This is a genomic window from Corallibacter vietnamensis (genome assembly GCF_039537875.1).
Lineage (GTDB): Bacteria > Bacteroidota > Bacteroidia > Flavobacteriales > Flavobacteriaceae > Corallibacter > Corallibacter vietnamensis.
Genome location: NZ_BAABBI010000005.1, coordinates 1 through 25,816, shown reverse-complemented (window position 1 = coordinate 25,816; position 25,816 = coordinate 1). Strand labels below are relative to the sequence as shown.

20 protein-coding genes and 1 pseudogene are annotated in these 25,816 nt (G+C 31.7%); 8 read left to right on the top strand and 13 right to left on the bottom strand.

Features of this window, described 5'->3' with window-relative positions; translation table 11 throughout:
* Nucleotides 1-13: 13 nt before the first annotated feature.
* Both ABD690_RS12145 and ABD690_RS12140 read right to left on the bottom strand, forming a co-directional pair.
* Nucleotides 14-1,132 carry a GTP cyclohydrolase gene (locus tag ABD690_RS12145; protein ID WP_344730854.1) on the bottom strand — a complete coding sequence of 373 codons (1,119 nt, stop codon included), beginning with the start codon at nt 1,130-1,132 and terminating at the stop codon, nt 14-16.
* Between the two features lie 18 nt (nt 1,133-1,150).
* Nucleotides 1,151-2,149 (bottom strand): transporter, encoded by a 999-nt coding sequence (locus ABD690_RS12140; protein WP_344730853.1) that lies wholly within the window; start codon nt 2,147-2,149, stop codon nt 1,151-1,153.
* A gap of 102 nt (nt 2,150-2,251) precedes the next feature.
* On the opposite strand from ABD690_RS12140, the gene ABD690_RS12135 reads away from it, so the two are divergent.
* From ABD690_RS12135 to ABD690_RS12120, 4 genes are read left to right on the top strand one after another with little or no spacing between them, the layout of a single operon-like run.
* Nucleotides 2,252-2,530 carry a DUF4834 family protein gene (locus tag ABD690_RS12135; protein WP_344730935.1) on the top strand — a complete coding sequence of 93 codons (279 nt, stop codon included), beginning with the start codon at nt 2,252-2,254 and terminating at the stop codon, nt 2,528-2,530.
* A 29-nt stretch (nt 2,531-2,559) separates the two neighbouring features.
* Nucleotides 2,560-4,992, top strand: coding sequence for a YfhO family protein (locus ABD690_RS12130; RefSeq protein ID WP_344730852.1), 2,433 nt, complete (start codon nt 2,560-2,562; stop codon nt 4,990-4,992).
* Entirely contained in the window at nt 4,985-6,262 is a 1,278-nt protein-coding gene (locus ABD690_RS12125) for a glycosyltransferase family 4 protein (RefSeq protein WP_425554975.1), read from the top strand. The genes ABD690_RS12130 and ABD690_RS12125 overlap by 8 nt, the downstream gene beginning before the upstream one ends.
* A 3-nt stretch (nt 6,263-6,265) precedes the next feature.
* On the top strand, nt 6,266-7,720 hold the full coding sequence (locus ABD690_RS12120; protein WP_344730850.1) for a lipopolysaccharide biosynthesis protein: 1,455 nt from the start codon (nt 6,266-6,268) through the stop codon (nt 7,718-7,720).
* A gap of 71 nt (nt 7,721-7,791) precedes the next feature.
* Here the strand turns inward: ABD690_RS12120 and ABD690_RS12115 are convergent, their stop codons facing one another.
* Nucleotides 7,792-8,865 carry a hypothetical protein gene (locus ABD690_RS12115; RefSeq protein WP_344730849.1) on the bottom strand — a complete coding sequence of 358 codons (1,074 nt, stop codon included), beginning with the start codon at nt 8,863-8,865 and terminating at the stop codon, nt 7,792-7,794.
* Between the two features lie 227 nt (nt 8,866-9,092).
* Between ABD690_RS12115 and ABD690_RS12110 the strand changes: the two genes are divergently transcribed.
* The 3 genes from ABD690_RS12110 to ABD690_RS12100 all read left to right on the top strand — a co-directional run bounded on the left by ABD690_RS12110 (nt 9,093) and on the right by ABD690_RS12100 (nt 10,776).
* Nucleotides 9,093-9,464, top strand: a complete 372-nt coding sequence (locus ABD690_RS12110; protein ID WP_344730848.1) for a hypothetical protein — start codon at nt 9,093-9,095, stop codon at nt 9,462-9,464.
* Nucleotides 9,465-9,563: 99 nt separating this feature from the next.
* Nucleotides 9,564-10,049, top strand: coding sequence for a hypothetical protein (locus tag ABD690_RS12105; protein ID WP_344730847.1), 486 nt, complete (start codon nt 9,564-9,566; stop codon nt 10,047-10,049).
* A 112-nt stretch (nt 10,050-10,161) separates the two neighbouring features.
* On the top strand, nt 10,162-10,776 hold the full coding sequence (locus tag ABD690_RS12100) for a MarC family protein (RefSeq protein WP_344730846.1): 615 nt from the start codon (nt 10,162-10,164) through the stop codon (nt 10,774-10,776).
* A gap of 8 nt (nt 10,777-10,784) precedes the next feature.
* Here ABD690_RS12100 and ABD690_RS12095 read toward each other — a convergent pair whose 3' ends face one another.
* From ABD690_RS12095 to ABD690_RS12050, 10 genes are all read right to left on the bottom strand, one after another.
* Nucleotides 10,785-12,452: a DUF8201 family protein gene (locus ABD690_RS12095; RefSeq protein ID WP_344730845.1), complete on the bottom strand. Its 1,668-nt coding sequence runs from the start codon at nt 12,450-12,452 to the stop codon at nt 10,785-10,787.
* Nucleotides 12,453-12,522: 70 nt separating this feature from the next.
* On the bottom strand, nt 12,523-13,185 hold the full coding sequence (locus tag ABD690_RS12090) for an ABC transporter ATP-binding protein (RefSeq protein WP_344730844.1): 663 nt from the start codon (nt 13,183-13,185) through the stop codon (nt 12,523-12,525).
* A gap of 51 nt (nt 13,186-13,236) precedes the next feature.
* The gene (locus tag ABD690_RS12085) at nt 13,237-15,684 is read right to left on the bottom strand and encodes a DUF5916 domain-containing protein (RefSeq protein ID WP_344730843.1); all 2,448 of its coding nucleotides are present in this window, start codon (nt 15,682-15,684) and stop codon (nt 13,237-13,239) included.
* Nucleotides 15,685-15,856: 172 nt separating this feature from the next.
* A complete protein-coding gene (locus ABD690_RS12080; RefSeq protein ID WP_344730842.1) occupies nt 15,857-18,520 on the bottom strand; it encodes a DNA gyrase/topoisomerase IV subunit A in 2,664 nt (887 codons plus the stop codon).
* 52 nt (nt 18,521-18,572) lie between these two features.
* Nucleotides 18,573-20,426 carry a DNA topoisomerase IV subunit B gene (locus ABD690_RS12075; protein ID WP_344730841.1) on the bottom strand — a complete coding sequence of 618 codons (1,854 nt, stop codon included), beginning with the start codon at nt 20,424-20,426 and terminating at the stop codon, nt 18,573-18,575.
* Nucleotides 20,427-20,570: 144 nt separating this feature from the next.
* Nucleotides 20,571-21,665, bottom strand: a complete 1,095-nt coding sequence (ychF, locus tag ABD690_RS12070; RefSeq protein ID WP_344730840.1) for a redox-regulated ATPase YchF — start codon at nt 21,663-21,665, stop codon at nt 20,571-20,573.
* 305 nt (nt 21,666-21,970) lie between these two features.
* Nucleotides 21,971-22,489, bottom strand: coding sequence for a hypothetical protein (locus ABD690_RS12065; RefSeq protein WP_344730839.1), 519 nt, complete (start codon nt 22,487-22,489; stop codon nt 21,971-21,973).
* 212 nt (nt 22,490-22,701) lie between these two features.
* On the bottom strand, nt 22,702-23,613 hold the full coding sequence (locus ABD690_RS12060) for a T9SS type A sorting domain-containing protein (RefSeq protein ID WP_344730838.1): 912 nt from the start codon (nt 23,611-23,613) through the stop codon (nt 22,702-22,704).
* Nucleotides 23,614-23,915: 302 nt separating this feature from the next.
* Nucleotides 23,916-24,341, bottom strand: a complete 426-nt coding sequence (locus ABD690_RS12055; protein WP_344730837.1) for a DoxX family membrane protein — start codon at nt 24,339-24,341, stop codon at nt 23,916-23,918.
* Between the two features lie 252 nt (nt 24,342-24,593).
* Complete coding sequence (locus ABD690_RS12050; protein WP_344730836.1) at nt 24,594-25,199, bottom strand: hypothetical protein; 606 nt, start codon at nt 25,197-25,199, stop codon at nt 24,594-24,596.
* Between the two features lie 364 nt (nt 25,200-25,563).
* On the opposite strand from ABD690_RS12050, the pseudogene ABD690_RS12045 reads away from it, so the two are divergent.
* Nucleotides 25,564-25,816 (top strand): annotated as a pseudogene (locus ABD690_RS12045) (IS110 family transposase); the annotation flags it as partial.

Sequence of the window (25,816 nt, the reverse complement as noted above, 5' to 3'; positions counted from 1 at the left end):
TCATCGGATTTTTTTATATCGTTTTCTTAAAAGTTTTCCTTCGTTTTATAATCTCACAATTAAAATCTTTCCATATTTGATGAGAAGCATAATTATCAGCCAATTCAGGTAGTCTTATGCATGTGTGAATACCGTTTTTAGATAAAGATTTATGGAATTCTTCAAAAATGATTGCTGTAACACCTTTGTTTTGGTAATGAGGCTCAACACCTATTAAGTAAAATAAAGCCGTTTTACTATTTTTCTTTGCTTTTAAAAGTTTCAAAAAACCAAAAGGGAATAGTTTTCCTTTCGTTTCTTGTAAAGCTTTAGAAAACGAAGGCAGTACAATGGCAAAAGCAATCATCTTGTTGTTTTCATCAAACACAAATTTGATGTATTCTGGGTTTACAAAACTTATAAACTTCTTTTTTAAATATTCTTGTTGCTTATTTGATATAGGAACAAAAGTAGATAGTTTAGAGTATGAGTTGTTAAATAACTCAAACATGGCGTCTAGATGCGGTATAATGTCTTTAGAGTTTGTAAAGCTCAACGGTTTAAGGTTGTATCGCTTTGTAATTAAGCTGTTAACGCGCTTAAAGCGTTCAACAGGAACTGTTCTAAAGTCAAATTTGCTTTCTATGTATTCTTTTTCGGTTTCTAGTCCAAATTTTTCAAAATGTGCTATATAATAAGGATGATTATACCAAGTGGCCATAGTTCCAATATGGTTAAATCCTTCGGTTAGAGCACCATTTTTATCTAGATTAGAAAAACCAACAGGGCCTTCTATGTATTCTAAATTATGAGATTTACCAATTTCTATAACTTTGTTTAGCAGCATTTCAGAAACAGCATAATCATCAATAACATCAAACCAGCCAAAGCGCATTTTTTTAATTTGTTGCTCATTAACTTCTGTCCAGTTTACTACAGCAGCAACACGACCAACAACAGTTTTGTTTTTGTAAGCTAAAAAAAGTTGTGCATCTGCATGTTCTAGAGCAGGGTTTTTTCCTTTTGTAAGTGTAGCCATTTCATCAGATATAATAGGAGGTACCCAATATTCTGAATCTTTATATAATGTAAAGGGAAATGTTACAAATGTTTTTAAGTCCTTTTTGGTTTGAACCTTTTTTAATGTAATCATAAACAGATTGGCAAATAATTAATTTTCGTCGTTAAAGTCTACGTCTAAATTTTCTTTTTTGCGTTTATTTTTGTTTTTACCGCGTGCTTTATTTTCACGTCTTTCTAATTCGTCTTTGGCAGATGTACCGTCGTCTTCTTCTTTGTCTTTATGGAAATCTAGCCTGTATGAAGCTCCTAGAGTGACACCAAACACTGAAGGTGTGTCTTTTGCATTAAAAGTAAGTGCTGTATCAAGCTGAAAATTTCTACTCCATAAATAAGCGCCACCAAATCTAAATAAATTATCGGCATAGTAATCACCGCTTATTCCTTGAGTTTCTCCAAATAGCACCCATTGATCTGTAATTGATTTGGTAAGTGTAATTAAAAAAGAAAAATCAGATCTGTCAGTGCCTATTCTATCTAAAATAAAATTAGTAACCAATACCCAACCACTAGCAAAATTGTTTTGAGTAGCAACCATTACTTTAGGGCTAAAGCCTTCTACATAGCCTCCATTTACCTCTAAAAAAGGGTTGTCTTTTGTGTCAAAATTAGCACCAGCATAAACAGCTACGGCAGGAATTAGTTGATTCCATTTAAAACTGTGATTGGCTTTCCAGCTGTAAATATCTGGTTTTTCTTCTTCAGCATTTTTATAAGGGTCATAAACTAAATATTTTGCCCCAATAGTTAATGTTTTAAAATTACTGTATTTATCCTCATTAATTCCACTAGAATATGTGCGTTTAGTAGATTGAAACGTGCCTTCAACATTTATCTCTAATTGTGGCCATAATAAGCCGTATCTAGCTGCAAAATCAACACCAAAGCTATTGTCTTTTGTGTCTTGTAATTGATGCTTTTCATTAAGAATATAAGGCCCTACTTCAAACTGTACAACATTAGTACCTACAGAAAAAGCACTTTTTGAAACTCCAGGTCTGTTAGAATTTATGACCTCTGTATATTGCGAATAGGCGCTAAAAGCCATAAAGGTAAATGCTAGGAACAGATAGTTTTTTAAGGATTTCATACGGTTTAGTTTGAATTCAAATATATAGATTTTATATTTTTTTTAAGTATTAATAACGGAATTTAAGTAATGAGAATTGTATTTTTGTTAAAAAAAGAGAATATGCTTCAGTATGCATCTGTAACAGGCGTGTTAAAAACGATATTAATTATATTATTAATCTACTACGGATTAAAAATTCTTTCTAGATTATTTGCTCCGTTATTGGTGAAATATGTTGCAAAAAAAGCTGAAGAGCGCTTTGGTGGTCAGTTTGGGCAATATCAAAATCAACCACAACAAAAGCGAGAAGGCGAAGTGACCATAGATAAGGCTCCTCAAAACAAAAAAACTTCAAATAAAACTGTTGGAGAATACGTAGATTACGAAGAAATTGATTAATTTTCGCAATCATTGTTTAATATATTTTCATGCAATTTTCTTTTAAAAAATTTCTTCCGCATATACTTGTTTTAGTAGGATTTGTAATTATTTCATTAGCATATTTTAGTCCTGTTTTGCAAGGAAAACAAATTTTTCAAAGCGATATTAAACAATACATCGGTATGTCTAAACAGCAAACCGACTTTAGAGAGGCTACTGGAGAAGAAACTTATTGGACAAATAGTGCTTTTGGAGGAATGCCAACCTATCAATTAGGAGCCAAATACCCGAACAATTTTATAAAAGAGTTAGATTTATCGCTTCGGTTTTTACCACGACCTGCAGATTATTTATTTCTCTATTTTATAGGGTTTTATATACTGCTACTTGTATTAAAGGTTGATTTTAAATTAGCCGCTTTAGGAGCTTTGACATTTGGTTTTTCAACCTATTTAATAATTATTTTAGGTGTTGGTCATAATGCTAAAGCTCATGCAATAGCATACATGCCTTTGGTTTTAAGTGGTATTATTCTCACGTTTAGGCAATATTATGTTTTTGGCTTTTTGCTTACAGCAGTAGCAATGGGATTAGAGCTTGTAGCAAATCACTTTCAAATGACTTATTACTTAATGTTTTTAGTTGTTATTTTAGGTATTGCTTATTTTATTGATGCGTATAAAAAAGCGTTGCTGCCACATTATTTTAAATCGGTAGGCTTATTGGTTTTAGCAGTTGTTCTAGCTATAGGACTTAATGCTACTAATATTATGGCAACTCAAGAGTATGCCAAAGAGAGTACTAGAAGTAAGAGTGAACTAACTATTAATGCCGAAGGCGCACCTGTTGAAGTTACTAGCGGTTTAAGTAAAGAGTATATTACCGAGTACAGTTACGGGATTTTAGAATCACTAAACTTATTTGTTCCTAGAATTTTAGGAGGTGGTAGCTATGAAGATGTTGGTAAAAACTCGGCGTCTTATGACTTTTTTATAAGGTTAGGAGCTACACCATTACAAGCACTTGAACAAACTAAACAAATACCAACATATTGGGGAGACCAAACAATTGTTGAAGCGCCTGCGTATGTTGGAGCTGTTATTATTTTCTTGTTCGTTTTTGCTTTGTTTTTGGTAAAAGGTCGTTTAAAATGGTGGTTAGTTGGTGGTACTTTGTTGTCATTGTTGCTATCATACGGTAAGAATTTCTTTCTAACAGACCTTTTTATAGACTATGTCCCTTTGTATAATAAATTTAGGGCAGTAAGTTCAATTCAGGTTATTTTAGAGTTGTGTATCCCTATTTTAGGAATTTTTGGTTTATCTCGATTATTCAATGAATTTGAAGATGATGATCAAAAATTAAAAGCTTTAAAGTATTCAGCGGCTATCACAGCAGGGTTAGCGGTTTTATTGTTATTGTTTAAATCTACATTTGATTTTGCTGGAGCGCACGATGGTATGTATCGTCAAAATTACGGACAACAATTTATTGATGCTATTAGAACTGATAGAAAAATGCTATTCAGCAAAGATGTATGGCGTACCCTTATTTTGGTAGTGCTTTCTGCAGGTGTAATTTTTATGTATTTAAAAAAGAAATTATCACAAACACTTGCAGTAGTTGCTTTTGCAGGATTGCTTTTATTTGATTTGATCAGTGTTGATAAACGCTATGTAAACAATAGTGATTTCATACCATCTATTCAAGTAAATAAGCCATATCAAAAAAGTGCAGCTGATAAAGAAATTTTAAAAGACACAACCCATTTTAGAGTGTTTGATGTGACTTCTGGTGGCGCTAGAGCTTCATACTTTCATAACTCATTGTCAGGTTATCACGCAGCCAAATTAAAACGTTATGATGAGTTGTTTGATTTTCATATTGCTAAAAATAATTTAGATGTGCTTAACATGCTCAATACTAAATATGTGATTATTGAAGATGAGCAAGGTAGACCACTAGCAGAAACAAGATATACACAACCTAACGGAAACGCATGGTTTATAGAAAAGTTTAAACCAGTAGAAACTGCTAATGATGAGATTTTAGCTCTAGATAGTTTAGATACAAAACGTATTGCTGTACTTAATGTAAAAAATGATGCTAATGACTTAAATGTATCATCAACTTATAAGCTTGATGGAACTGAAAGTATTAAAGTATTAACGTATAAGCCTAACTATATAAAATATCAATCAAACAATAATAAAGATGGTTTTGCTGTATTTTCAGAGATTTTTTACTCAAATGGTTGGCAAGCCTATATAGATGGTGAAAAAACGGATTATACCCGTGTAAATTATGTGTTACGAGGCATGCAAATTCCATCAGGTAAGCACATTATTGAATTTAAGTTTGAGCCTAAAGTGATAAAAACAGGTAGCAGTATAGCTTTAGCAAGCTCTATTGTGTTTGTATTGTTATTGCTTGGCGGATTATTTTATCAATTTAAAAACTCTTCTAAACTTGGTGCGTAAAAAAGCGCTTATAATTACGTATTATTGGCCGCCAGCTGGAGGACCTGGCGTACAACGCTGGTTAAAATTTGTAAAATATCTTCCGGATTTTAATATTGATCCTATTGTTTACATTCCATCTAACCCTAGTTATCCATTAGTAGATGATACTTTGTTAGATGATGTGCCTGAACATGTAACAATTATTAAGCAGGCTATAAATGAACCTTATAAGTTTGCGAGTTTACTGTCTAAAAAACGCTCAAAAACAGTAAGTAAGGGTATTATTTCAGAAGAAAAAAAACAAAGTCTTATTGAGCGTTTGTTGCTGTTTGTAAGAGGTAATTTTTTTATACCAGATGCTAGAGTAGGTTGGGTAAAACCATCGGTTCAATATTTACAGACCTATATATCAGATTATAATATTGAGACTGTAATAACAACAGGTCCGCCGCATAGTTTACATTTAATAGGTTTGCATTTGCAAAAACAACTGCATGTCAATTGGATTGCAGATTTTCGAGATCCGTGGACTACAATAGGTTACCATAAACAATTAAAACTCACAAAAAAGGCTTCGTTAAAGCATAAAACACTAGAAAAGCAAGTGTTGCAAGCTGCCAATCAAATTATTGTTACTAGTGATGTTACCAAGCAGGAGTTTCAACTTATAACAGATAAACCAATATCTGTAATAACAAATGGTTATGATGTAAATCATGTGCAATCACCTGATTTAGATAGCAAGTTTACAATGGCGCATATTGGTTCATTATTATCTAAAAGAAACCCTGAAGTTTTATGGCAAGTTTTAAAAGAGTTAATTACAGAGCATAGTGATTTTGCAACTGATTTTGAACTCCATTTTGTTGGTGCTGTAAGCGAAAATGTTTTAAAATCTATATATAATTTAGGTTTGAGTGATTATGTAAATGAGCACGGTTATGTTTCACATAATGAGGCTGTTGTTTTTCAAAAAAAATCACAATTACTAATTCTTATTGAAATAGATTCTGACGAAACAAGATGTATTATTCCAGGTAAGTTATTTGAATATATGGTCTCTGAACGACCTATTCTAGCTTTAGGACCAAAAGCTTCAGATGTTGAGCAAATTATTAAAGAGACTAATACAGGACGTTATTTTTATTATAATGATCACGAATCATTAAAAAGTACTATTTTAGAGTACTATAATCAATACAAAACTGGAGTTTTAAAGTCGCATGCTATTGGCTTACAAAAATACAGTCGTAAATCATTGACAAAGAAATTGTCAGAGCTTATTTAGTTTATGGGAGTTGTAGCAATTCAATCAATAAAAAATACCTTGATTACCTATTTAGGGTTTGTTGTTGGTGCTATAAATGTTTTCTTTTTATATACAGCATTTTTAAGCGATGAATACTTTGGGCTAATTACTTATATACTTTCTACAGCAAATGTCATGATGCCGCTTATGGCTTTTGGTGTTCATAACACGATAATCAAGTTTTATTCATCTTATAAATCTAAAAGCAATCAAAATAGTTTTTTAACCCTCATGCTTTTTCTGCCTTTATTAATAATAATACCTTCTGGTTTAATAGGGGTTTTTGCTTTTGAAGTAATAAGCGATTGGTTTATAGGGAATAACCCATTAGTAAAAGATTATGTATGGTTAATTTACGCTGCAGCAGTTAGTTTTGCCTATTTTGAGATTTTTTATGCTTGGTCTAAAGTACAAATGCAAACAGTTTTTGGGAATTTTATGAAAGAAGTTTTTCATAGGGTTTGTATTGCTATTTTATTGCTTTGCTTGCATTTTAACGTTATATCTGTTCAGGAGTTAATTTATAGCATTTTAGGTGTTTATGTACTGCGTTTAATCATCATGAAGTTGTATGCATTTAGCTTACGATTTCCAACATTATCTTTTTCTAAAGTAAATGATATTTCTAAAGTGTTAAAATACACATCTTTAATTATCGTTGCAGGTTCTGTAGCAAACATAATTTTAGAGATAGACAAGTTTATGCTAAATCGTTATGTAAATTTAGAATATGTTGCATACTACGGAGTTGCTATTTATATAGCGACCGTAATAGGTGTTCCTTATAGAGCAATGCATCAAATTGTAAACCCGATTACAGCTAAATATTTAAATGAAAAAAATAAACTTGAATTAAAAAATTTATACAAGAAAAGTTCATTAAACCTATTCATTATAAGTGGTTTTATTTTCTTGCTTATAATTTTGAATATAAATCAGTTATACAAACTCATTGATCCAGTTTACGCAGATGGATTAGTTGTCGTGTTTGTTATTAGTTTTTCAAAGTTACTAGAAACCCTATTAGGTAATAATAATGCCATTTTATTTAATAGTGATTATTATAGGATGGTATTGTTGCTAGGCGTGTTTTTAGCTATTCTAACTATAATTTTAAACATGTACTTCATTCCAAAATTTGGTATAAATGGCGCAGCATTTGCAACGTTTATAGCTATGTTTTTGTATAATGTTGCAAAGATTTGGTTTGTGTATTTTAAGTTTAAAATAAATCCTTTTAGTATAAATACCTCTAAAGTGTTTGTTTTGATACTTGTGTCTTTAGGTGTTTTTTACTTTTGGGATTTTGGTTTTCATCCGGTAGTTGGTATTGCTTTAAAAACACTTTTAATAACTTTGTTTTATGGCTTTTTTGTTTACTGGCTTAACTTTTCAGAGAATATTAATAATTTTCTACATAAACTTATAAACCGTTAAAAAGGAAAATCCCACAAGGTGCTTTGAGGCATACTACATGTGGGACATTCCAACTAACCAACCAAAAAATTTTATCTTCCTCGACCTCTTGTGTTAGAAGAAGTCTGTCTATTATTTTTATTTACTGTACTATATTTACGAGAATAATTGCTGTTTGGTTTTTGTGATACTCTAGAATTTTTTCTCTGTATATTTTTAGATACATTTCTCGCTGATTTTGTTACCCTTCTAGAGGTTGTATTTGTAACTTTAGTGCGTGATCTATTTTGATTTTTTATAGCATTTGTTCTAGTTCTACTAGGTGCTGTTATTGTATTACTTCTTGTGTTATTAGATCTTTTTATTTGAGTATTTGCTCTAGGAGAAACCGCTTTTATACGTTGATTTCTAGTTGTATTATTGCTTCTTACTTGAGATCTATTGTTTCTAGTAACAGCTGTTCTTCTAGGTGTATCAACAGTTCTAGTAGCAAGTGCTCTATTTCTTGTTATGGTATTACCTCGTCTGCTAGCCACAGCTGTTGTTCGTCTATAGTTGTTTGTGTAAGGTCTGTAATACACATGGCGAACAGGTTTGTAATATTGTCTGTAAGGTCTGTTATATACTACACAATGTGTTGATGCAGGAATTCTATAATATGCATGCCATGGTCTATAAACATAATGTCTATTATAAACGTTTATAAAACCCGTGTAATGCGAAAACACACGACCATTATAAAATATATTTAAACCACCAACACGAGACACATACCCAAAGCTATTGTAGTTAATAAAAATATTACCTACTTGAGAAACTCGACCATAATAGTCATAGTATATTGGTGTATTTTCAATTTGTATAATTGCTCCAAACTCGTCGTATTGTACATAAGGGTTATAATTATATCCAGAATTAAAACTGATACTTACTCCAGGCGCATTTACAGCAACATTTACATTTGGACCATAATTAGGCATGTAAAAATCAAATTGTCCGTCTGGAAATACAGAAAATTCAATATTATTTTCTACAAAAATGAAAGACTTACCATAACCTCTCATTGTTAATGTATTTTCACTCTCACTTATTGTGTTGGTTATAGTTGCGTTAGCAGTGAAGCCACTAAAAAGAATGACTGCTAGTATTAATAATGTATTTTTCATATTCGTAAGGTATTTGTTTACACTTCTATGTAAAACAAACAGCGTGCCAAAAATTAAAACAGCTTTATAATGTGTTGTTAGTTAGTGTGTTATTGTTTTTTTTAAGACTGAAGAGATAGATGTTTTTAGTTAATTGAACACTCTGTTCTTGTAATTTATCAAGCTAATAAATTGTTAAAATGGTAATTATTTAAATACTGTTATATTTTATAAATTACATTTGCCTCGTGAATTACACCAAAAAACATATAGGCGCATTACTGCTTGCATTAGTATATAGTTTTACTATTGCAGCAACAAATCATGTGCCTTATGAATACGTTAAAAATGCTTCAGATTCTGTAAAAGAAGAAGCATATTCTGCGTATGTATCAAATGTAAATTATACTCATACGGTTCAAGGAGAGTTTTCTGTAGACACGCCCGAACCTTTATCGCTATTCAATACTGATAACTTTATAGCTATTCATTGTGTTGTAAATAATCAATATAATGACTTACAAGACATTAAGTATAAGCAATATGCCAATAGCGGCAAGAGTTTTTTTATCCATCAAAGAAAAGCGACTCTAATCTTTCCGTTTCATTATCACTGGTAAACATTTTAATTTTTTTAGTTATACAAACCAAAATGGTTTGTGTGTAAGCTTTTATGGTAAAAGTTTTATTTACAATTAAATAATATTAAAAAACTTAAGATGAATACAGGAAGTGCCACAATAGGGGCTATAATTACTATTATATGTGTTTTACCATTTTTATTTATGTATATGAGTAAAACAAAAAAGAAAAAAACAGCATTACAAACTTTACAGCAGTTAGCTAGTAAGCATGATTGTAAAATATCGCAATATGATTTTTTAGACCACATGGTTATTGGGATTGATACAGATAAAAAGTGTTTGTTTTTTACAAAAAAGGAAAATGATGAAAACACAAATCAGTTTATAGATTTACAAACAGTATCAATGTGTTATCCTAATAAAGCATTGCGAACTATCATAGTTTCAGATAAGAAAAAAAATAGTGTTATAGAACGTGTTGAATTATGTTTTGAATCTAAAACAAATAACGTTTTACCAACAACTTTTGAGCTTTATAATGAAAAAGATAATGTGCAATTACGTACAGAAATTTTATTAAGTGATAAATGGGCTAATCTTATTAATGCGCAATTAGCTTAAAACATATAATTGTTTGACTTATTTAAAAGTTAAATACAAATAACGGTTTAGACATTTGTTTAAACCGTTATTTTGTGTATTTTGTTTTTTTAAGTTTACAAGCTTGTATTATATGAATGATATACTCACAACGTTATTTTTTCTAATTGCAGTTATTGATCCTTTAGGTTCTGTTCCAGTTTATTTAGAAGCAACAAAGCAATTTGATATAAAACATAGAAGACGTGTAGCTATAAGAGCTTCTGGTATTGCTTTTATTATACTTTTGTCTTTCATTATAATAGGTCAAATTATTTTAGAGGGAATGAATGTTTCTCTAGATGCCTTTCAAATTTCTGGTGGTGTAATTCTATTTTTATTTGCGCTAACTATGATTTTTGGTGATGGTAAACCTACTACTGAAAAAGACCTTATAAAAGATTATAAACACGTAACTATTTTTCCTGTTGCTATTCCTTCTATTGCTTCACCTGGAGCTATTATGGCTGTTGTGCTAATGACAGATAATCATATATATAGTATACAACAACAAGCTTTTACAACACTTATGGTGTTTGTAGTTATATTAATTACTTGTTTCTTATTGCTTATGGCAAACAAAGTAAAAGAACGTGTTGGAGAATACGGTATTACAGTAATAAGTAAAGTAATGGGACTTATTTTGGCAGCTTATGCCGTGCAGAGTATTTTAAGTGGCTTAAAAGACTTTTTTGTGGTTCTAAAATAAATGCGTCTTTATTGTTTTGTTGATTTTAAAATAAAACCATCTTTCAGATTTGAACTTTTCTGTTCAGGTAAAACATTATAATACGTTTTAAAATAATCTAACTGTTGCTCATTTAATGCGGGAATAGGCGTGTTGCCAGTTCCCCAAAAAAAGTCGATACCAACAGGAATATTTAGTGTAGCGTTATTTGTTGTTATTGTTTTATATTCTAAAGGATATTTGCTATTACTATAAGGTTCTATAATGTTTTTTAAGTGAAATGAAGAAGTTTTGGTTTTTCCAGGTAAAGAAGGAATAAAAACAAAGCCAAAGCATAGTAAAATAGAGCATATTAGCATAAATTTTATTACAGATTTCTTCCAAAACACTCTAGATAATACTAATAAAACCAATACAATAAAAAATGGTAAGTAAAAACGAAACTGTGGCGATGTATAAAAAAGTAATACCAATTGTATTATAGTAACTCCATATATAATTCTAAAGGGTTTGTGCTTTAAAAAGAAAGCAAAGACCAACAATAAAACTACCATGCACTTATTTATAAAACCATCAATCCCAGTATAATTTATCCAGTATTTTAATAACGCAACAACCGAGCTCGTTTCGTATACTGTTGTTGGTATACCATATCCATAAGCATTACCATAAGAAGAAAAATAGCTTGATATGTTTTTAGGAAGGCTCCAAGAAGTTTTAAAAGTATCAAAATCAAAAAGTGGATACAATGCATTTCCTGTAATAATGATGTTTTTTGTAATCATTAATAGCAATACAGTTGTGTAAATACTTCCTATGATAATAGAATGTTTTTTATTGGCTTTATAGTGCTTTATAAAAAGAACAAAAGGAAAAACAAGACAAACAATAGCGGTTACTTTTATAAAAATTAAAAAAGCAGTAAGGATAACGACCGATAATAACTCATCTTTAGTACATGCTTTATAATTGGTAATAAACTTAAAAACGACTATTGCTAACAATATAATTACTGCAAGGTCAGGAGATGGGCTGCTTATAAAAGGAAATAAAAAGCAGTTAAAAACAGGAAGTAATCCTATGTATAGTAATGTTTTGTTACGATTATGATTTTTTATAAATTTTTGTAACGCTATTACAGCAAAAACATTACCTAAAAGGAGACATAACCCGCTTATATCATTAAAATTGGGATAAATAAAACTAAAGCTTAAAGCACTTTGTAGAATATGCCATCCAGAGGTTTGACCTAAAAACAAATGCAGATTTGTTAAACCTTTAACAAAGCCAAATTCATTAAGCCATAAAATGGTTTGTATATAATATGATTCATTATCTGGTAAAGTAGGAGCAGAAGCACATTGAGCTAAAATAAGTATAGAAACACCTATTAATATTAGTTTAAAGAAACTATCTAGTTTTACGATGCCTTCTTTAAATCGTAAAAAATAGCTCAAGCATTCTTTTCTATTTAGGTAAAAAAGAAAAGCTGTTGATAAAGAAAGAACTATACAAAAAATAACATTTAAGCCAGAAAAAATAGCCCAAATACTAGCAAATATTGTAATACTAAAAAAACCGTGAAATATTGTTGTTAGATCATCCGTTTTTGTAATTCCTAAATACTTGTTAAGGCTAATGCCAGCAACAGATGCCAAGATTATTATGTAAATCCAAGACAGTAATATTAAAAGCATTATTCAGGATATAAGTATTGATCTTTACTAATTTAATAAATTAGATTTTAGTAAGCTTTAAGGTGTTTACTTAAATCACCATTTTTCCATCTACCATAGTAAGTTTTCTATCAGCCATATTAGCAAGTTCTTCGTTGTGAGTTACAATCACAAAAGTTTGTCCAAACTCATCACGTAGTTTAAAAAACAAGTTATGTAAATTCTCTGCAGATTCACTATCTAAATTTCCAGAAGGTTCATCAGCAAAAATCAATTCAGGGTTATTTACTAAAGCTCTCGCAACAGCAACACGTTGTTGTTCACCTCCCGATAATTCGTTGGGCTTGTGATTATACCTATGGCTTAATCCTAAAAAATCTAATAACTCTTTAGCGCGTTTTTCTGCTTCAGATTTTGAAGTTTTTTTAATAAAAGCAGGTATACAAACATTTTCAAGAGCAGTAAACTCTGGTAGTAGCTGATGAAACTGAAAAATAAAACCAATATGCTCGTTTCTAAATTTAGCTAAAGCCTTATCATTAAGCTGGCTTATGTTGGTGTCATTTATAGATAGCTCACTATCACTATTTGTTGAAATTCTATCTAATGTGCCTAATATTTGTAATAAGGTGGTTTTACCAGCCCCAGAGGCACCAACTATAGATACAATTTCTCCTTTGCGTATCTCTAGATTCACACCTTTTAAAACGTGTAAATCACCATAATATTTATGAATGTTATTTGCTTTTATCATACATCAAAAATGAAGCAACAATTTACAGTTTTAAGATGTTCTGTACAATGATTAGCTATTATTCTTGCTAAATATATTTTTAACATTATTATAGTCAATAAAATAAACAACTTTTAAAGAAAATGTATGCTTAATGTTTTGATTGAATAAATCCTCCAAGCTATTAAAGTAATCTTTACTAGATTCAGATGAATTATTAAACAATTGATTTCTATAAAGCGCTGTTAACTGACTTCCTGGTGCAAATTGCCAAGAGTACCCAAAATCTAAATTCCATGTGTTAAAGTTTACATCAGGATTTGAAGTATCAGTTTTTGTGTAGCCAGACTCTTGGGTTAATCTACCATTGTTTTGTAGTTCATACAGGTCATTTTCATAGGTAACAGTACTCCAATAGTTTCTAAATGTTAGTGTTAGTCCATGATAAGAGTTGAAATTATAACTTCCTGACAGACTATTTTCTATAGTAGTTTGGTCTCTTTGTCCATACAAGATAACATCATCAGGAACAGCACCACCATAACTATTGTGAATATAACCACGCTCTTTTTCTTCTAAATCATAATCAAAGCTATAAACGACAAGAAATTTCTCATTAAATTTAATTCGCGGACTTAAACCATACCAATAACTTGTGTAGTCTCTACCTGGTTCAAAAAGTGTTTCGTAACCTATATTTGCATCAATAGCAAAGGTGCTATTATAATTTGACGAAATCCATGCAGATGTACTTAACCAATCTTCAGATATAAAATACCTACCGTCAACTCTAGGACCAAAAAAATCAAGTTGTTTACCAGGCTGAAGATTAATGTTGGCACCAAATCCATGAAGTTTTTTTGTTGTAGCATTAAATTCAACGCCTACATTTTTTCCAGCATAAACATTGGGCTTGTATCTCATATTATAATTTCCGTAAATACCAACATACATGTTGTTAAACAATTTTGTTGGTTCAAAAATTCTATAAGAAGCATTAGCAGAAAAGTTACTGTAATTATTTTGAAAAATTATTCCCATATCATTGATATCATAATTCTCATCTGCAAAATTATGTCCTACAGAGTAGCGGTAATTTCCGCCTATTTTCCCAATACTAAACTGCGTACTATAACCAGTTAGTGTTCCTGTAACTAGATTTAAAGAACTCATTTTTCCAGAAGCGTCTATGCCATATGTGTTACTTTTATTGTTCAGGTTTAAAAGTAATCCGGTAACATTAGCATCTCTAAAATGGCCATTCCTAGTTACATTAGTATTAATAAGGCTTACAGAGGAGTTTTTATTGAATTGCTGATCTACAACAAGAATATTGTAATTAGATAATGGCTCAACAACTTCTTTTCTAACAAGCCCAGTTAAAGTATCTCTAACTGTTGCTGAAGTTTTTTCAGTAATAGCATTAAAAATGCCAATACCTAATCCTTTTTTTGTTCGACCCGAAATTTTAATAGCATTAAGCATGCTTACTGTTTTTGGAAATTCATCAACCACTTCATTGTCATTTTTAGAAACACTTCCGGTAGGAGCACTACCTATACGTCTAGAATAAAAGAGGTTTCCTTTTGTAAATAAATCAACTCCTTCAGTAAAAAACTGTCGCTGCTCTGCAAATTGTTGCTCAAAAGGACCTAGATTTAATTGAACATCATCAAAACCAGCTTGGCTAAAATCTGGTATTAATGTCGCATCTAGAGTAAAGTTTTCACTGATACCATATTTTATATCTAAACCTATATTATAGCTGTCTTCTGTAACACCATTTTGTGTCTCAACAATAGCCGATGCAAAAGGGTAAAAGCTCAACCTAGTTGGAGGCTCAATATTTTTTATACCACGAAGTTCTCCGTGATAAAGCCCAATATTACCTTTTGTAGGATCTAAAGGATTCCAGGTATATTGAGAGCGTTTTGATCTAAAATGGCGGTGAAACTGTAAGCCCCAAGTCTGAACGTCTTGGTTAGAAAATCGTAGCGTAGAATAGGGGATTTTTGCTTCAATAATCCAGCCGTCTTCAACAATTTTTACAGCACTAACCCAAACAGCATTCCAGCCAAAATCTTCTCCTATGCTAGGCGATGCAATAGCATCAGCTTGATTTCCTGACGGGAATAAAAAGAATTCTGTGTCGTTTTGTGCATCATTATTAGGATTGATAATAATGCCAAAAAAATCTTGTTGCCCAAAATTATCACGGCTATTAAATTGTTTCATTATTTCTTCAGGCTTATCATATAAATATGCCGAAAAATATATAGCTTCATTATCATAAGTAGCTTTTACAATAGTTTTTTGGTAGTCGTTTTCTGCTGTGCCAACTTCAGGTTTAAATTGTGTAAAGCCTTTGGCTTCATTGGCATTTTGCCACACAGCATCATCTAGAACACCATCTATTTTAGGTGGTGTGTTTGTACGTGATATTTCTAACACTTTTTTGTCTTGAGCAGTAAGTTGGGTTACACACAAGAATACGAGTGCTAATGTTAAAATGCGGAACATGTATTAGTTTAGTTTTTTTTGATTGATACTATAAAGACACTCAAATTATAAAAGTGTTACAGTAAACCATTACAAAACTAATAGGGTTCTTGTATTAGAGTCTTAAGTAAACGTTAAAAAAAGAAATAAACACTAACAACGTACTTGTTGTTAGTGTTTTATAGTTGTTTTGTTAAAAGAGTTTTGTTTGACCTTCTCCATCATTTGAAGATTGCGTAGAGTCTTCATCTTTAGAGTTACTTTCGGTTTCATTTTTTGTGCCATTTACGTCATCATTATCAATAGTTGTTTCGTCTACAACCTCAATATCTTGTGCGGGTGTATCTTCTGGTGCTTCGTAAGGTAGCGAATCCAGTAAGTTTATTTGGTTAATCTTATCTTTTGTCAATTGATTCCCCAAAGCAGAAATTCCTTTTATGGCAATAAATTCTTCTAGGTTTACTTCCATATTATCTTTACGGTCTTTACCACGTTCTTTAGTAAACTCAACTTCTGCCATAGGTCTCCAGTCTGTAGATACTATTTCTAGTTGCGAATCAGGATGATCAGATATAAAACTTTCTTCTTTACCTTCATTTTCAATAAGAAAACGCTTTACGTAGTATAACTGTTTTTCGCCATTGTAATATATGGCTGAAATAGGTTTTTTAGGAATCCACTTTTCCATAACAATCATATCATCATCAAAATGAGTTGTTAATTCTGGAATAATGGTTTTTATAATTCCGGATTGTTTTATAATAAGAATTCTGTCTTCTCCTCTAAACTCTCCAACTAGCTCGCCACGACCATCAACATTAAGTCTCTGAACGGTATCGTCAAACCATATTTTACGAGGTTTTAACGTAGAAACACCTTTCTCTTTAAGTTCTATTTTTTTAACAGCATACTTGGTTACTAGGTTGCCTTTTGATGCACGTCCTTTTATTAGGATATCGGCAAAATCAATATCCCATTTTAGTTTTTTTATGCTTCCCACTTGACGTAGAAGTACGCTTACAACTTCAGCCTCACCATTTGGATTTGCAGAGAAGTACCAAAGCATAGAGTTTTTATTACCATTGGTAAGATCGTATTCTTTATCACGAGTTATAGAGGTAACAGCAAAGCGTTTTACATACGTAGGACCGCTTTTTCCGTCGCGATAAATCATGTTATAAATAGTACGCTTATCTTTTTTCTTGAATACAGCAACATGAATAATGTCTTTGCCTATAAAGGTTTTGGTGTCAACTTTTGTCACCATCATTTTACCTTCTTTGGTAAACACAATAATGTCGTCTATATCGCTACAATCACAAATGTATTCATCACGGCGTAATGACGTTCCTATAAAACCTTCGGCACGATTTACATAGAGTTTGGTGTTTCTTATTACAACCTTTGTAACATCTACATCGTCAAAAATGCGTATTTCAGTTTTACGCTCTTTGCCTTCGCCATAATCTTTTTTAAGGCGCTCAAAATATGCTATAGCATATTCTATAAGGTTTGCTAAATGATGTTTTATTTCTGCAATTTGATCTTCTAATGCATCAATTTTTTGTTGTGCTTTGTCTATATCAAATTTTGATATACGCTTAATTCGTATTTCTGTTAATCTTACAATATCGTCTTCAGTAACAGGACGTTTTAAATGAGTTATGTGAGGTTGTAAACCTTTGTCAATAGCTTTTATAACGCCTTCCCAAGTTTCTTCTTCTTCAATATCGCGATAAATTCTATTTTCAATAAATATACGTTCTAAAGAGGCAAAATGCCATTGCTCTTCAAACTCTCCAAGTTTTATTTCTAATTCACTTTTTAATAGCTGAACGGTATTGTCGGTAGAGCGGCGTAGCATTTCTGATACACCTATAAAAAGAGGTTTGTTGTCTTCAATAACACAGCCTAATGGTGATATTGATATTTCACAGTTTGTAAAAGCATAAAGTGCATCTATGGTTTTGTCTGGAGAGATACCAGACGGTAGATGTACTAATATTTCAACATCGGCCGCGGTATTATCTTCTATCTTTTTAATTTTTATTTTGCCTTTATCATTGGCTTTTAAGATAGAATCTATTAATGATGATGTGTTTGTGCTGTATGGTATTTCTGTGATAACAAGTGTGTTCTTGTCTAGTTGCGATATTTTTGCGCGTACACGTACTTTTCCGCCTCGTAAACCATCTTTATAATCTGTAAAATCAGCAATTCCAGCAGTAGGAAAATCTGGGTAAATTGTAAAACGTTTTCCTTTTAAGTGCTTTACAGAGGCATCAATAAGTTCTATAAAGTTGTGAGGTAATATTTTTGTTGATAAACCTACAGCAATTCCTTCGCCACCTTGTGCTAATAGCAACGGAAACATTACAGGAAGATTGATGGGTTCTTTACGGCGCCCATCATATGATGCTTGCCATTCGGTTATCTTTGGGTTGTAAACAACGTCTAACGCAAATTTTGACAAACGTGCTTCTATATAACGTGATGCAGCAGCGCTATCTCCTGTTAGGATGTTTCCCCAGTTTCCTTGGGTGTCAATTAGCAAATCTTTTTGGCCTATTTGTACCATAGCATCTGCAATACTTGCATCTCCGTGCGGATGATACTGCATGGTATGACCAACGATATTAGCTACTTTGTTGTAGCGCCCATCGTCTAGGTCTTTCATTGAGTGCATAATGCGTCGCTGTACAGGCTTAAAACCATCTTCTATAGCAGGTACTGCACGTTCTAGAATTACATATGAGGCGTAATCTAAAAACCAATCCTTATACATTCCTGTAACCTTGGTTATGGTTTCATGATTTTCCTCATTTTCATTCATCAAATCATTGTTTTCTTCACTCATTGATTTAGGCTATTTGTTTTTGTTTCTATTTAAATTCCGCTTTGTAGGTTTGTTATTCTTCAACAATATCCATTTCAACTTTTAGGTTGTCTATGATAAATTCTTGCCTTTTTGGTGTGTTTTTTCCCATGTAGAATGATAACAATTCTTCTATAGACATATCTTTATCTAGCATAACAGGGTCTAAACGAATGTCTTCTCCTATAAAGTGAACAAATTCATCAGGAGAAATCTCACCAAGACCTTTAAATCGGGTTATCTCCGGTTTCGGTTTTAATTCTTCAATAGCATTTCGTCGTTCTTCTTCAGAGTAGCAGTATATAGTTTTCTTTTTATTACGTACTCTAAATAGTGGTGTTTGTAAAATATATAAATGCCCTTCTTTTATTACTTCAGGAAAAAATTGTAAAAAGAAAGTAATAAGTAAAAGCCTAATATGCATACCATCTACATCGGCATCGGTTGCTATTACAATGTTGTTATATCGTAAATCTTCTAGTGATTCTTCTATGTTTAAAGCGGCTTGTAGTAAATTGAACTCTTCGTTTTCGTAAACAATTTTTTTACTTAAGCCATAGCAGTTTAAAGGTTTTCCTTTTAAGCTAAAAACAGCTTGTGTGTTTACATCTCTAGACTTTGTAATACTACCAGATGCAGAATCTCCCTCGGTTATAAATAGGGTTGTTTCAAGGTTACGCTCGTTTTTTGTATCACCAAAATGAATACGACAATCACGTAACTTTTTATTGTGAAGACTTGCTTTTTTTGCACGGTCTTTAGCTAATTTTCTTATGCCTGATAACTCTTTTCTTTCACGCTCTGCTTGTAGTATTTTACGTTGAATACTTTCAGCTGCATTAGGATTTTTGTGTAAGTAGTTATCAAGATAGGTTTTTATAAAGTCGTTTACATAAGTTCTTACCGTAGGTAAATCGCCACCCATATCAGTTGAACCTAACTTTGTTTTGGTTTGACTTTCAAAAACAGGTTCCATAACTTTTATAGAAATGGCTGATACTACAGATTTTCTTATATCTGAAGCATCATAATTTTTACCGTAAAACTCACGTAGTGTTTTTACCAAGGCTTCTCTAAAAGCAGCTAAATGTGTTCCTCCTTGAGTTGTGTTTTGTCCGTTTACAAACGAGTGGTATTGTTCGCTGTATTGGGTTTTACTATGTGTTAAGGCAACTTCAATATCATCGCCTTTTAAGTGAATAATAGGGTAGGCAAGGTCAGAATCGTTTATGTTTTCTGCTAGTAAATCTTTTAATCCGTTTTCACTGTAATATTTTTCTCCGTTAAAAACAATGGTCAAACCTGGGTTTAGGTACACATAGTTTTTAAGCATTTTTTCTACATACTCATTGCGGTATTTGTAGTTTTTAAAAATAGTTTCGTCAGGAACAAAAGACACTTTAGTTCCTTTTCTACGTGATGTTTCGTCTAGCTGTTCTTGGTTGGTAAGATTTCCTTTTTCAAATTCAGCTGAAGCAGATTTTCCATCTCTGGTAGATTCAACTCTAAAATAGTTTGATAAGGCATTTACGGCTTTGGTACCAACACCATTTAGTCCAACCGATTTTTTAAAGGCGCGCGAATCATACTTACCACCAGTATTCATTTTTGATACCACATCAACCACTTTACCTAATGGAATACCACGACCATAATCACGCACAATAACTTTATTACCCTGAATAGAGATTTCAATGGTTTTTCCAGCGCCCATAACATACTCGTCTATAGAGTTGTCTAAAACTTCTTTTAGCAGTATGTATATACCGTCGTCTGGAGAAGAACCATCACCAAGTTTCCCAATATACATTCCTGGACGCATACGGATATGTTCTTTCCAATCGAGTGAGCGTATATTATCTTCGGTGTAATTAGATTGTTCAGACATAAAAAGGTGTGATTTGTTGGATATGTTGCTAATATAATATATCGGTTTAAAAAATGAAACCCCATTTATGTAAAGTAATTAACAATAAAAAGCCCAACGTTGTTCAGAACATTGGGCTTTTTTTATTTAAATAAAACATATTGGTTACACATTGAATAAAAAATGCATAATATCACCGTCTTTTACAATGTAGTTTTTTCCTTCAACACGCATTTTTCCAGCTTCTTTTACTTTGGCTTCGCTGCCATAGGTTACATAATCGTCATAACCTATAACTTCAGCACGAATAAAGCCTTTTTCAAAATCGGTATGAATAACGCCTGCTGCTTGTGGCGCAGTAGCACCAATACCTACAGTCCAAGCACGTACTTCTTTTACACCAGCAGTAAAGTAGGTTTGTTGATTTAATAATTTATAAGCAGAACGTATAAGTTTTGATGAGCCTGGTTCGTCTAGTCCTATGTCAGATAAAAACATTTGGCGTTCTTCGTAATCGTCTAACTCGTTTATATCAGCTTCGGTACCTACAGCTAGCACTAAAACTTCAGCATTTTCGTCTTTTACAGCCTCACGTACTTGTTCTACATAACTATTTCCAGATACGGCAGCACTTTCGTCTACATTACAAACATACATTACAGGCTTGTCTGTTATAAATTGAGATGGTTTTACAAAATCATCATAATCATCTTCGCTAAACTCTAATGCTCTTACTGATGTTCCTGCTTCTAATCCTGCTTTTATCTGTAATAATATAGCTTCTTCTTTTTGCGCATCTTTATTTCCAGTTTTTGCTGCACGTTTTACTTTGTCCAACTTTTTCTCAACAGTTTCAAGGTCTTTAAGTTGCAATTCCATATCTATGGTTTCCTTGTCGCGTAGCGGATTTATATTGCCATCTACATGTACAATATTATCGTTGTCAAAGCATCTTAAAACATGTAAAATAGCATCGGTTTCACGAATATTAGCCAAAAATTGGTTTCCTAATCCTTCACCTTTACTAGCACCTTTTACAAGTCCAGCAATATCTACAATCTCTACAGTAGCAGGAATAACACGTTCAGGATTTACAAGGCTTTCTAATTTTTGAAGTCTTGGGTCTGGTACGTTTACGACACCTATATTAGGCTCTATGGTACAAAACGGAAAGTTTGCACTTTGCGCCTTGGCATTAGATAGACAATTAAATAAGGTTGATTTTCCTACGTTTGGTAATCCTACAATTCCTGCTTTCATGTAAATTATTTTAAGGTTGCAAATATAATTATAGTTCCCTTTTGTGGAAACAAAAATGTGTAAATAATAATACCAAGTGTATTAAGTGTTAACTAGAGTAGTAGGTGTAGAGTTTGTAGGTTCTTGTATCGTGCTACTTTTTTAAGTAAATAGGTTTTTTTTAAGAAATATACCCAAAAAACACATAGTTTTTTACTTTTAGTTAACGTAACAGATTAAAAACCAAGCATAGCCACCTATGAACTCCTTTTTTTTAATAAATGCCTTAATACATTACGGTTATGTGCTGTTGTGGTTAGTTTTTATTAATTTATCAATTCAATTACAAAGTCGATTCCGAAAATCATTATTGACATTCCAATTATAGAAAAGGCGAAATCTGTTCCGCGTAATCTTCTGTTTTCTACTATTTCACCTGTTTTAAAATTCAAAGCAGTAATTACTAATTCTTGTTTGTAAATTAACCAATACAAATACCTTAATAAAGAAAAGATAATGATTGAAATCGGTAGCATAATCAGATATTCCAAATAGGAACTTCCAATTACGCTTATGAAATCCGATTTTTGTTTAAATTTCAGATAAATACCAATTTGGAATAATGCTATTAATGTCCAAATAGTAATAACTTTTACATTTCTAAACCTTTTATAATAAAGTCCGTAGAGTAAGAAAGGGCAACCAAATCCGAAAGCTAGTATACTTTCATTAATTGTCTTTTGTGGGATAATATTTTGATAATAGAAAATGAAAATCAGAAATCCAATTATTAAATATAACCCAAGAACTATATAGTCTATTTTCTTTAAATCAGTTCTTTTCATTCCGTTTTCTCAAATTAACCATAACAGCCTCATATAAGATTAGTGGCGTGATTTAAGCACCTAATTTAGCAAATATAAACCGAATAGACACTGTCACAAAGCGCAAACTGTACGTTAGTAAATTTTGCTTCGCCAGTTCGCACTTTGCACTTTGTATCATAAGTAGGCGCGACCAGATCCATTACTTATAGCCGTTGTTGTATGCCGTTTTTCTATTCTTTTATAAATTTAATTGTATTTCCATTTTTAAATTTCAAGAAGTACATTCCGTTTGTAAAATTGCTAATATCAATTTGTTCATTGTTAGCAATAATTCCTTTTTTAATTTGATTTCCAAGAATTCCAAAAATGGTATATGGTTCTTTTGAATTTAAATTTGAAATTTGAATAAATTCTTTTGATGGGTTTGGAAATACTTTAATTTTAGTATCATAATGAAGATCATTTAATCCTAATACATTTAATGCGCTAACTTTTATATCATCAAATAGCATTTCTTCTTGAGAACCTAGAGAATTAAAAAGAACTCTAACAAACATAGTATTACCTGTATTTGGAATAGAGGTTGAAATTATTTGAGAATTTTGGTCAACTATTATATCATTACCATCAATGTTAATACCATCTAAAGCTGAATCGTAATAAAAACGGGTGTCTAATCCACCACCACAACTTATTATTGTTTGATATGCTCCTCCGTCAATAGATATTTGTACTTGCAATATATCATTGGTTTCATACCTATTTCCATCGTTTCCTCTAGGTGCAGCTAGACGAAATTCAAAAGCTAAACCAATGGCTCCAGTAATATCTATTGCATTTGTTTGAATATAATGATCTTCAGGTAAATAGCCAGCTCCGTCGTAATCCTCTAATGCAATCACATTTCCAGAAAACCCTGAAGTGGTGTTTCCAAGAGATAAGCTAGAAGGTATAGCCCTAGTTATATAATCTGCTGATGCAGTCATAAAGTTAACTGAACTCCCTGATGCATTGTATAGTTGATATGTGTCAAAATCAGTTCCCTCAAAATCATTGAAATATAAAGTGGTTTGTGCATTAGAAATTGATGGAATAAAAAGCATTAAAGCTGCTAAATTCAAAAAAGTGTAAAATTGTTTCATTTGTTAATTTTTCTGGTTAATATTTGGTTAATGTTTGCTAACAATTAAAACACACTAGTGTGTTTATATATGTAATATTTAAACTTCTAAAATAGTTAAAATTCTTACAAACTGATCTGGTTTTATGATTATTTGTGGGTTATTATTTAGGAGAGATTGCCTAGATACTGAAACAATACTGAATCAAGTTCATCACAAGGTTGTGCATGACAAGTTTGTGGTGGTCAATCACAGAATTGGAATGGCTGATTAGAAGTAAGCGAGAACAACGCCATTACTTATAGCCGTTGTTTTATGCTGCTTTATTCAATCGGTCTTATAAATAGCGATTTATAATTTTTAATATGCCATACAATTAAGAGTAAGTTTCCTAAAACCATAGCAGATGTAATTATAGGGGTTCCTCTCATATTTAAAGCTATTGATACAAAAAAAATATTTATGACTACAGGTAACATAAATAAACTTGATATAACAACAAATCTGTTCAAGAATACCAAAATCCCAATTAGAATTTGAAAATATCCAATAAAATTCCAATAAAAACCTGTAGAATACATTGCTTCAAAATAAAACCCAACAGGATGGTCAATGGGTAAAGTTGTGAATTTAACTCCTGGTAATTTTCGTATACCCGATAATATAAACGTTAATCCCATTCCAACTCTAGCACACCAATATAAAAATACTAAAAGCTTATTTTTTTTTAATTCGTCTATTTTTTCCATAAAATTTGATTTATTATTCAGACGATTAAGCTTTCTAATTGTTACGTCATAATTGAGCATAGCGGTTTTGTATAAGAATAGTTGCACGATTTAGCAATAAAACCCGAATAGAAAATCCGCGAGACACAAGCACGAAGTGCGAACTTTACGTTAGTGAATTTTGCTTCGCCAGTTCGCACTTTGTGCTCGTGTCAGAAGTAGGCGAGAACAAGCAATTACTTATAGCCAATGTTGTGGCACGTTTTTTATTCATTATGGTAATATTTTTGGTCCGATTATATTCATCCACAATATAAATCCTGTTATTCCTCCAATAAATCCACTTAAAATAAAAGTCAGACGTATTTTTTTAGGCAATATTCTAAATATTACATAAAGCGAGATAGCGAATCCAATAGTTGCTAACATTATAGGAATTGTTCCATTCCACAAATTTAATCCTTGTGAAATATGTAATTCATCTCCACCGAACCAATTTCCATTTGGTGAAATTAATTCTCCACCAATAGAAGTTACAAGATTAAATACTTCTCGTAACCAAAAAAGTGATAGAAAAATAGCGAGCCAATCAAGAGGTTTCATTCCGTTTTTAGAAATTAAAACTCTACGCCATAATAAAATCAATAGTCCAAGAGTTCCTGTTAACATAGTTTGTAGAGGACCACCAATTGTAACAAGTAAACCTTTGTTTGAGCTATCATTCCAATATCGTTTTTGCAAAATTTTGTTGTATTCTTCAGTTTTTTCTTTTACATCTTTTGGCCAAGAGTCATACTCTATTCCAACAAAATCTTTTGTCAAACTTTTAATTGCTATGACATCTTTGTCTTCTAAATATCCTTTAGGATAATAATTCATACTTCCATAATGTAGTTTAGTTTCATAGTCAAATGATTTGGCTACAATTATATGTCCATATTCGTGGCTTATAGTTCCGATTACTGTGAAACTAATAAATCCGATTATCAGAATTAAGAGTGATTTTATGTTAATTGTAAGGTTCATTCAAATGTGCCACAACGGTCTCCTTTACTTTGATGTTATTAAATTTATCAAGAGAAGAGAGGAGAACTATAACGGTCTCTAGGGATTACCTCTTACACGTGTTAGTCCTCTCTGTCTCTTGTACGATGTTTTGTTGAACTACTTGGAATACCTAGCCCATAAGGCTCATTAAAGGATATAGTTGCAAACCATCAATAAACATTAATTTTTTAAATATATGAAAAAAGTAAAAGAAGTAATAGGTATTGATGTATCAAAAAACACCCTAGATGCAACTATCTATCACAGTAAGCAACATGCAGTGTTCTCTAATGATGAAATCGGTTATCACGAGCTTATTAAGTGGAGTAAAACCCATTTAGAAACAGCAGACTATTTTTACTGTTTTGAAAACACAGGTAATTACTCTCTAAAACTTTCGGTTTTCCTGTCAAGAGAATCGCATAATTATGTAGAAGAAAGCCCAATGC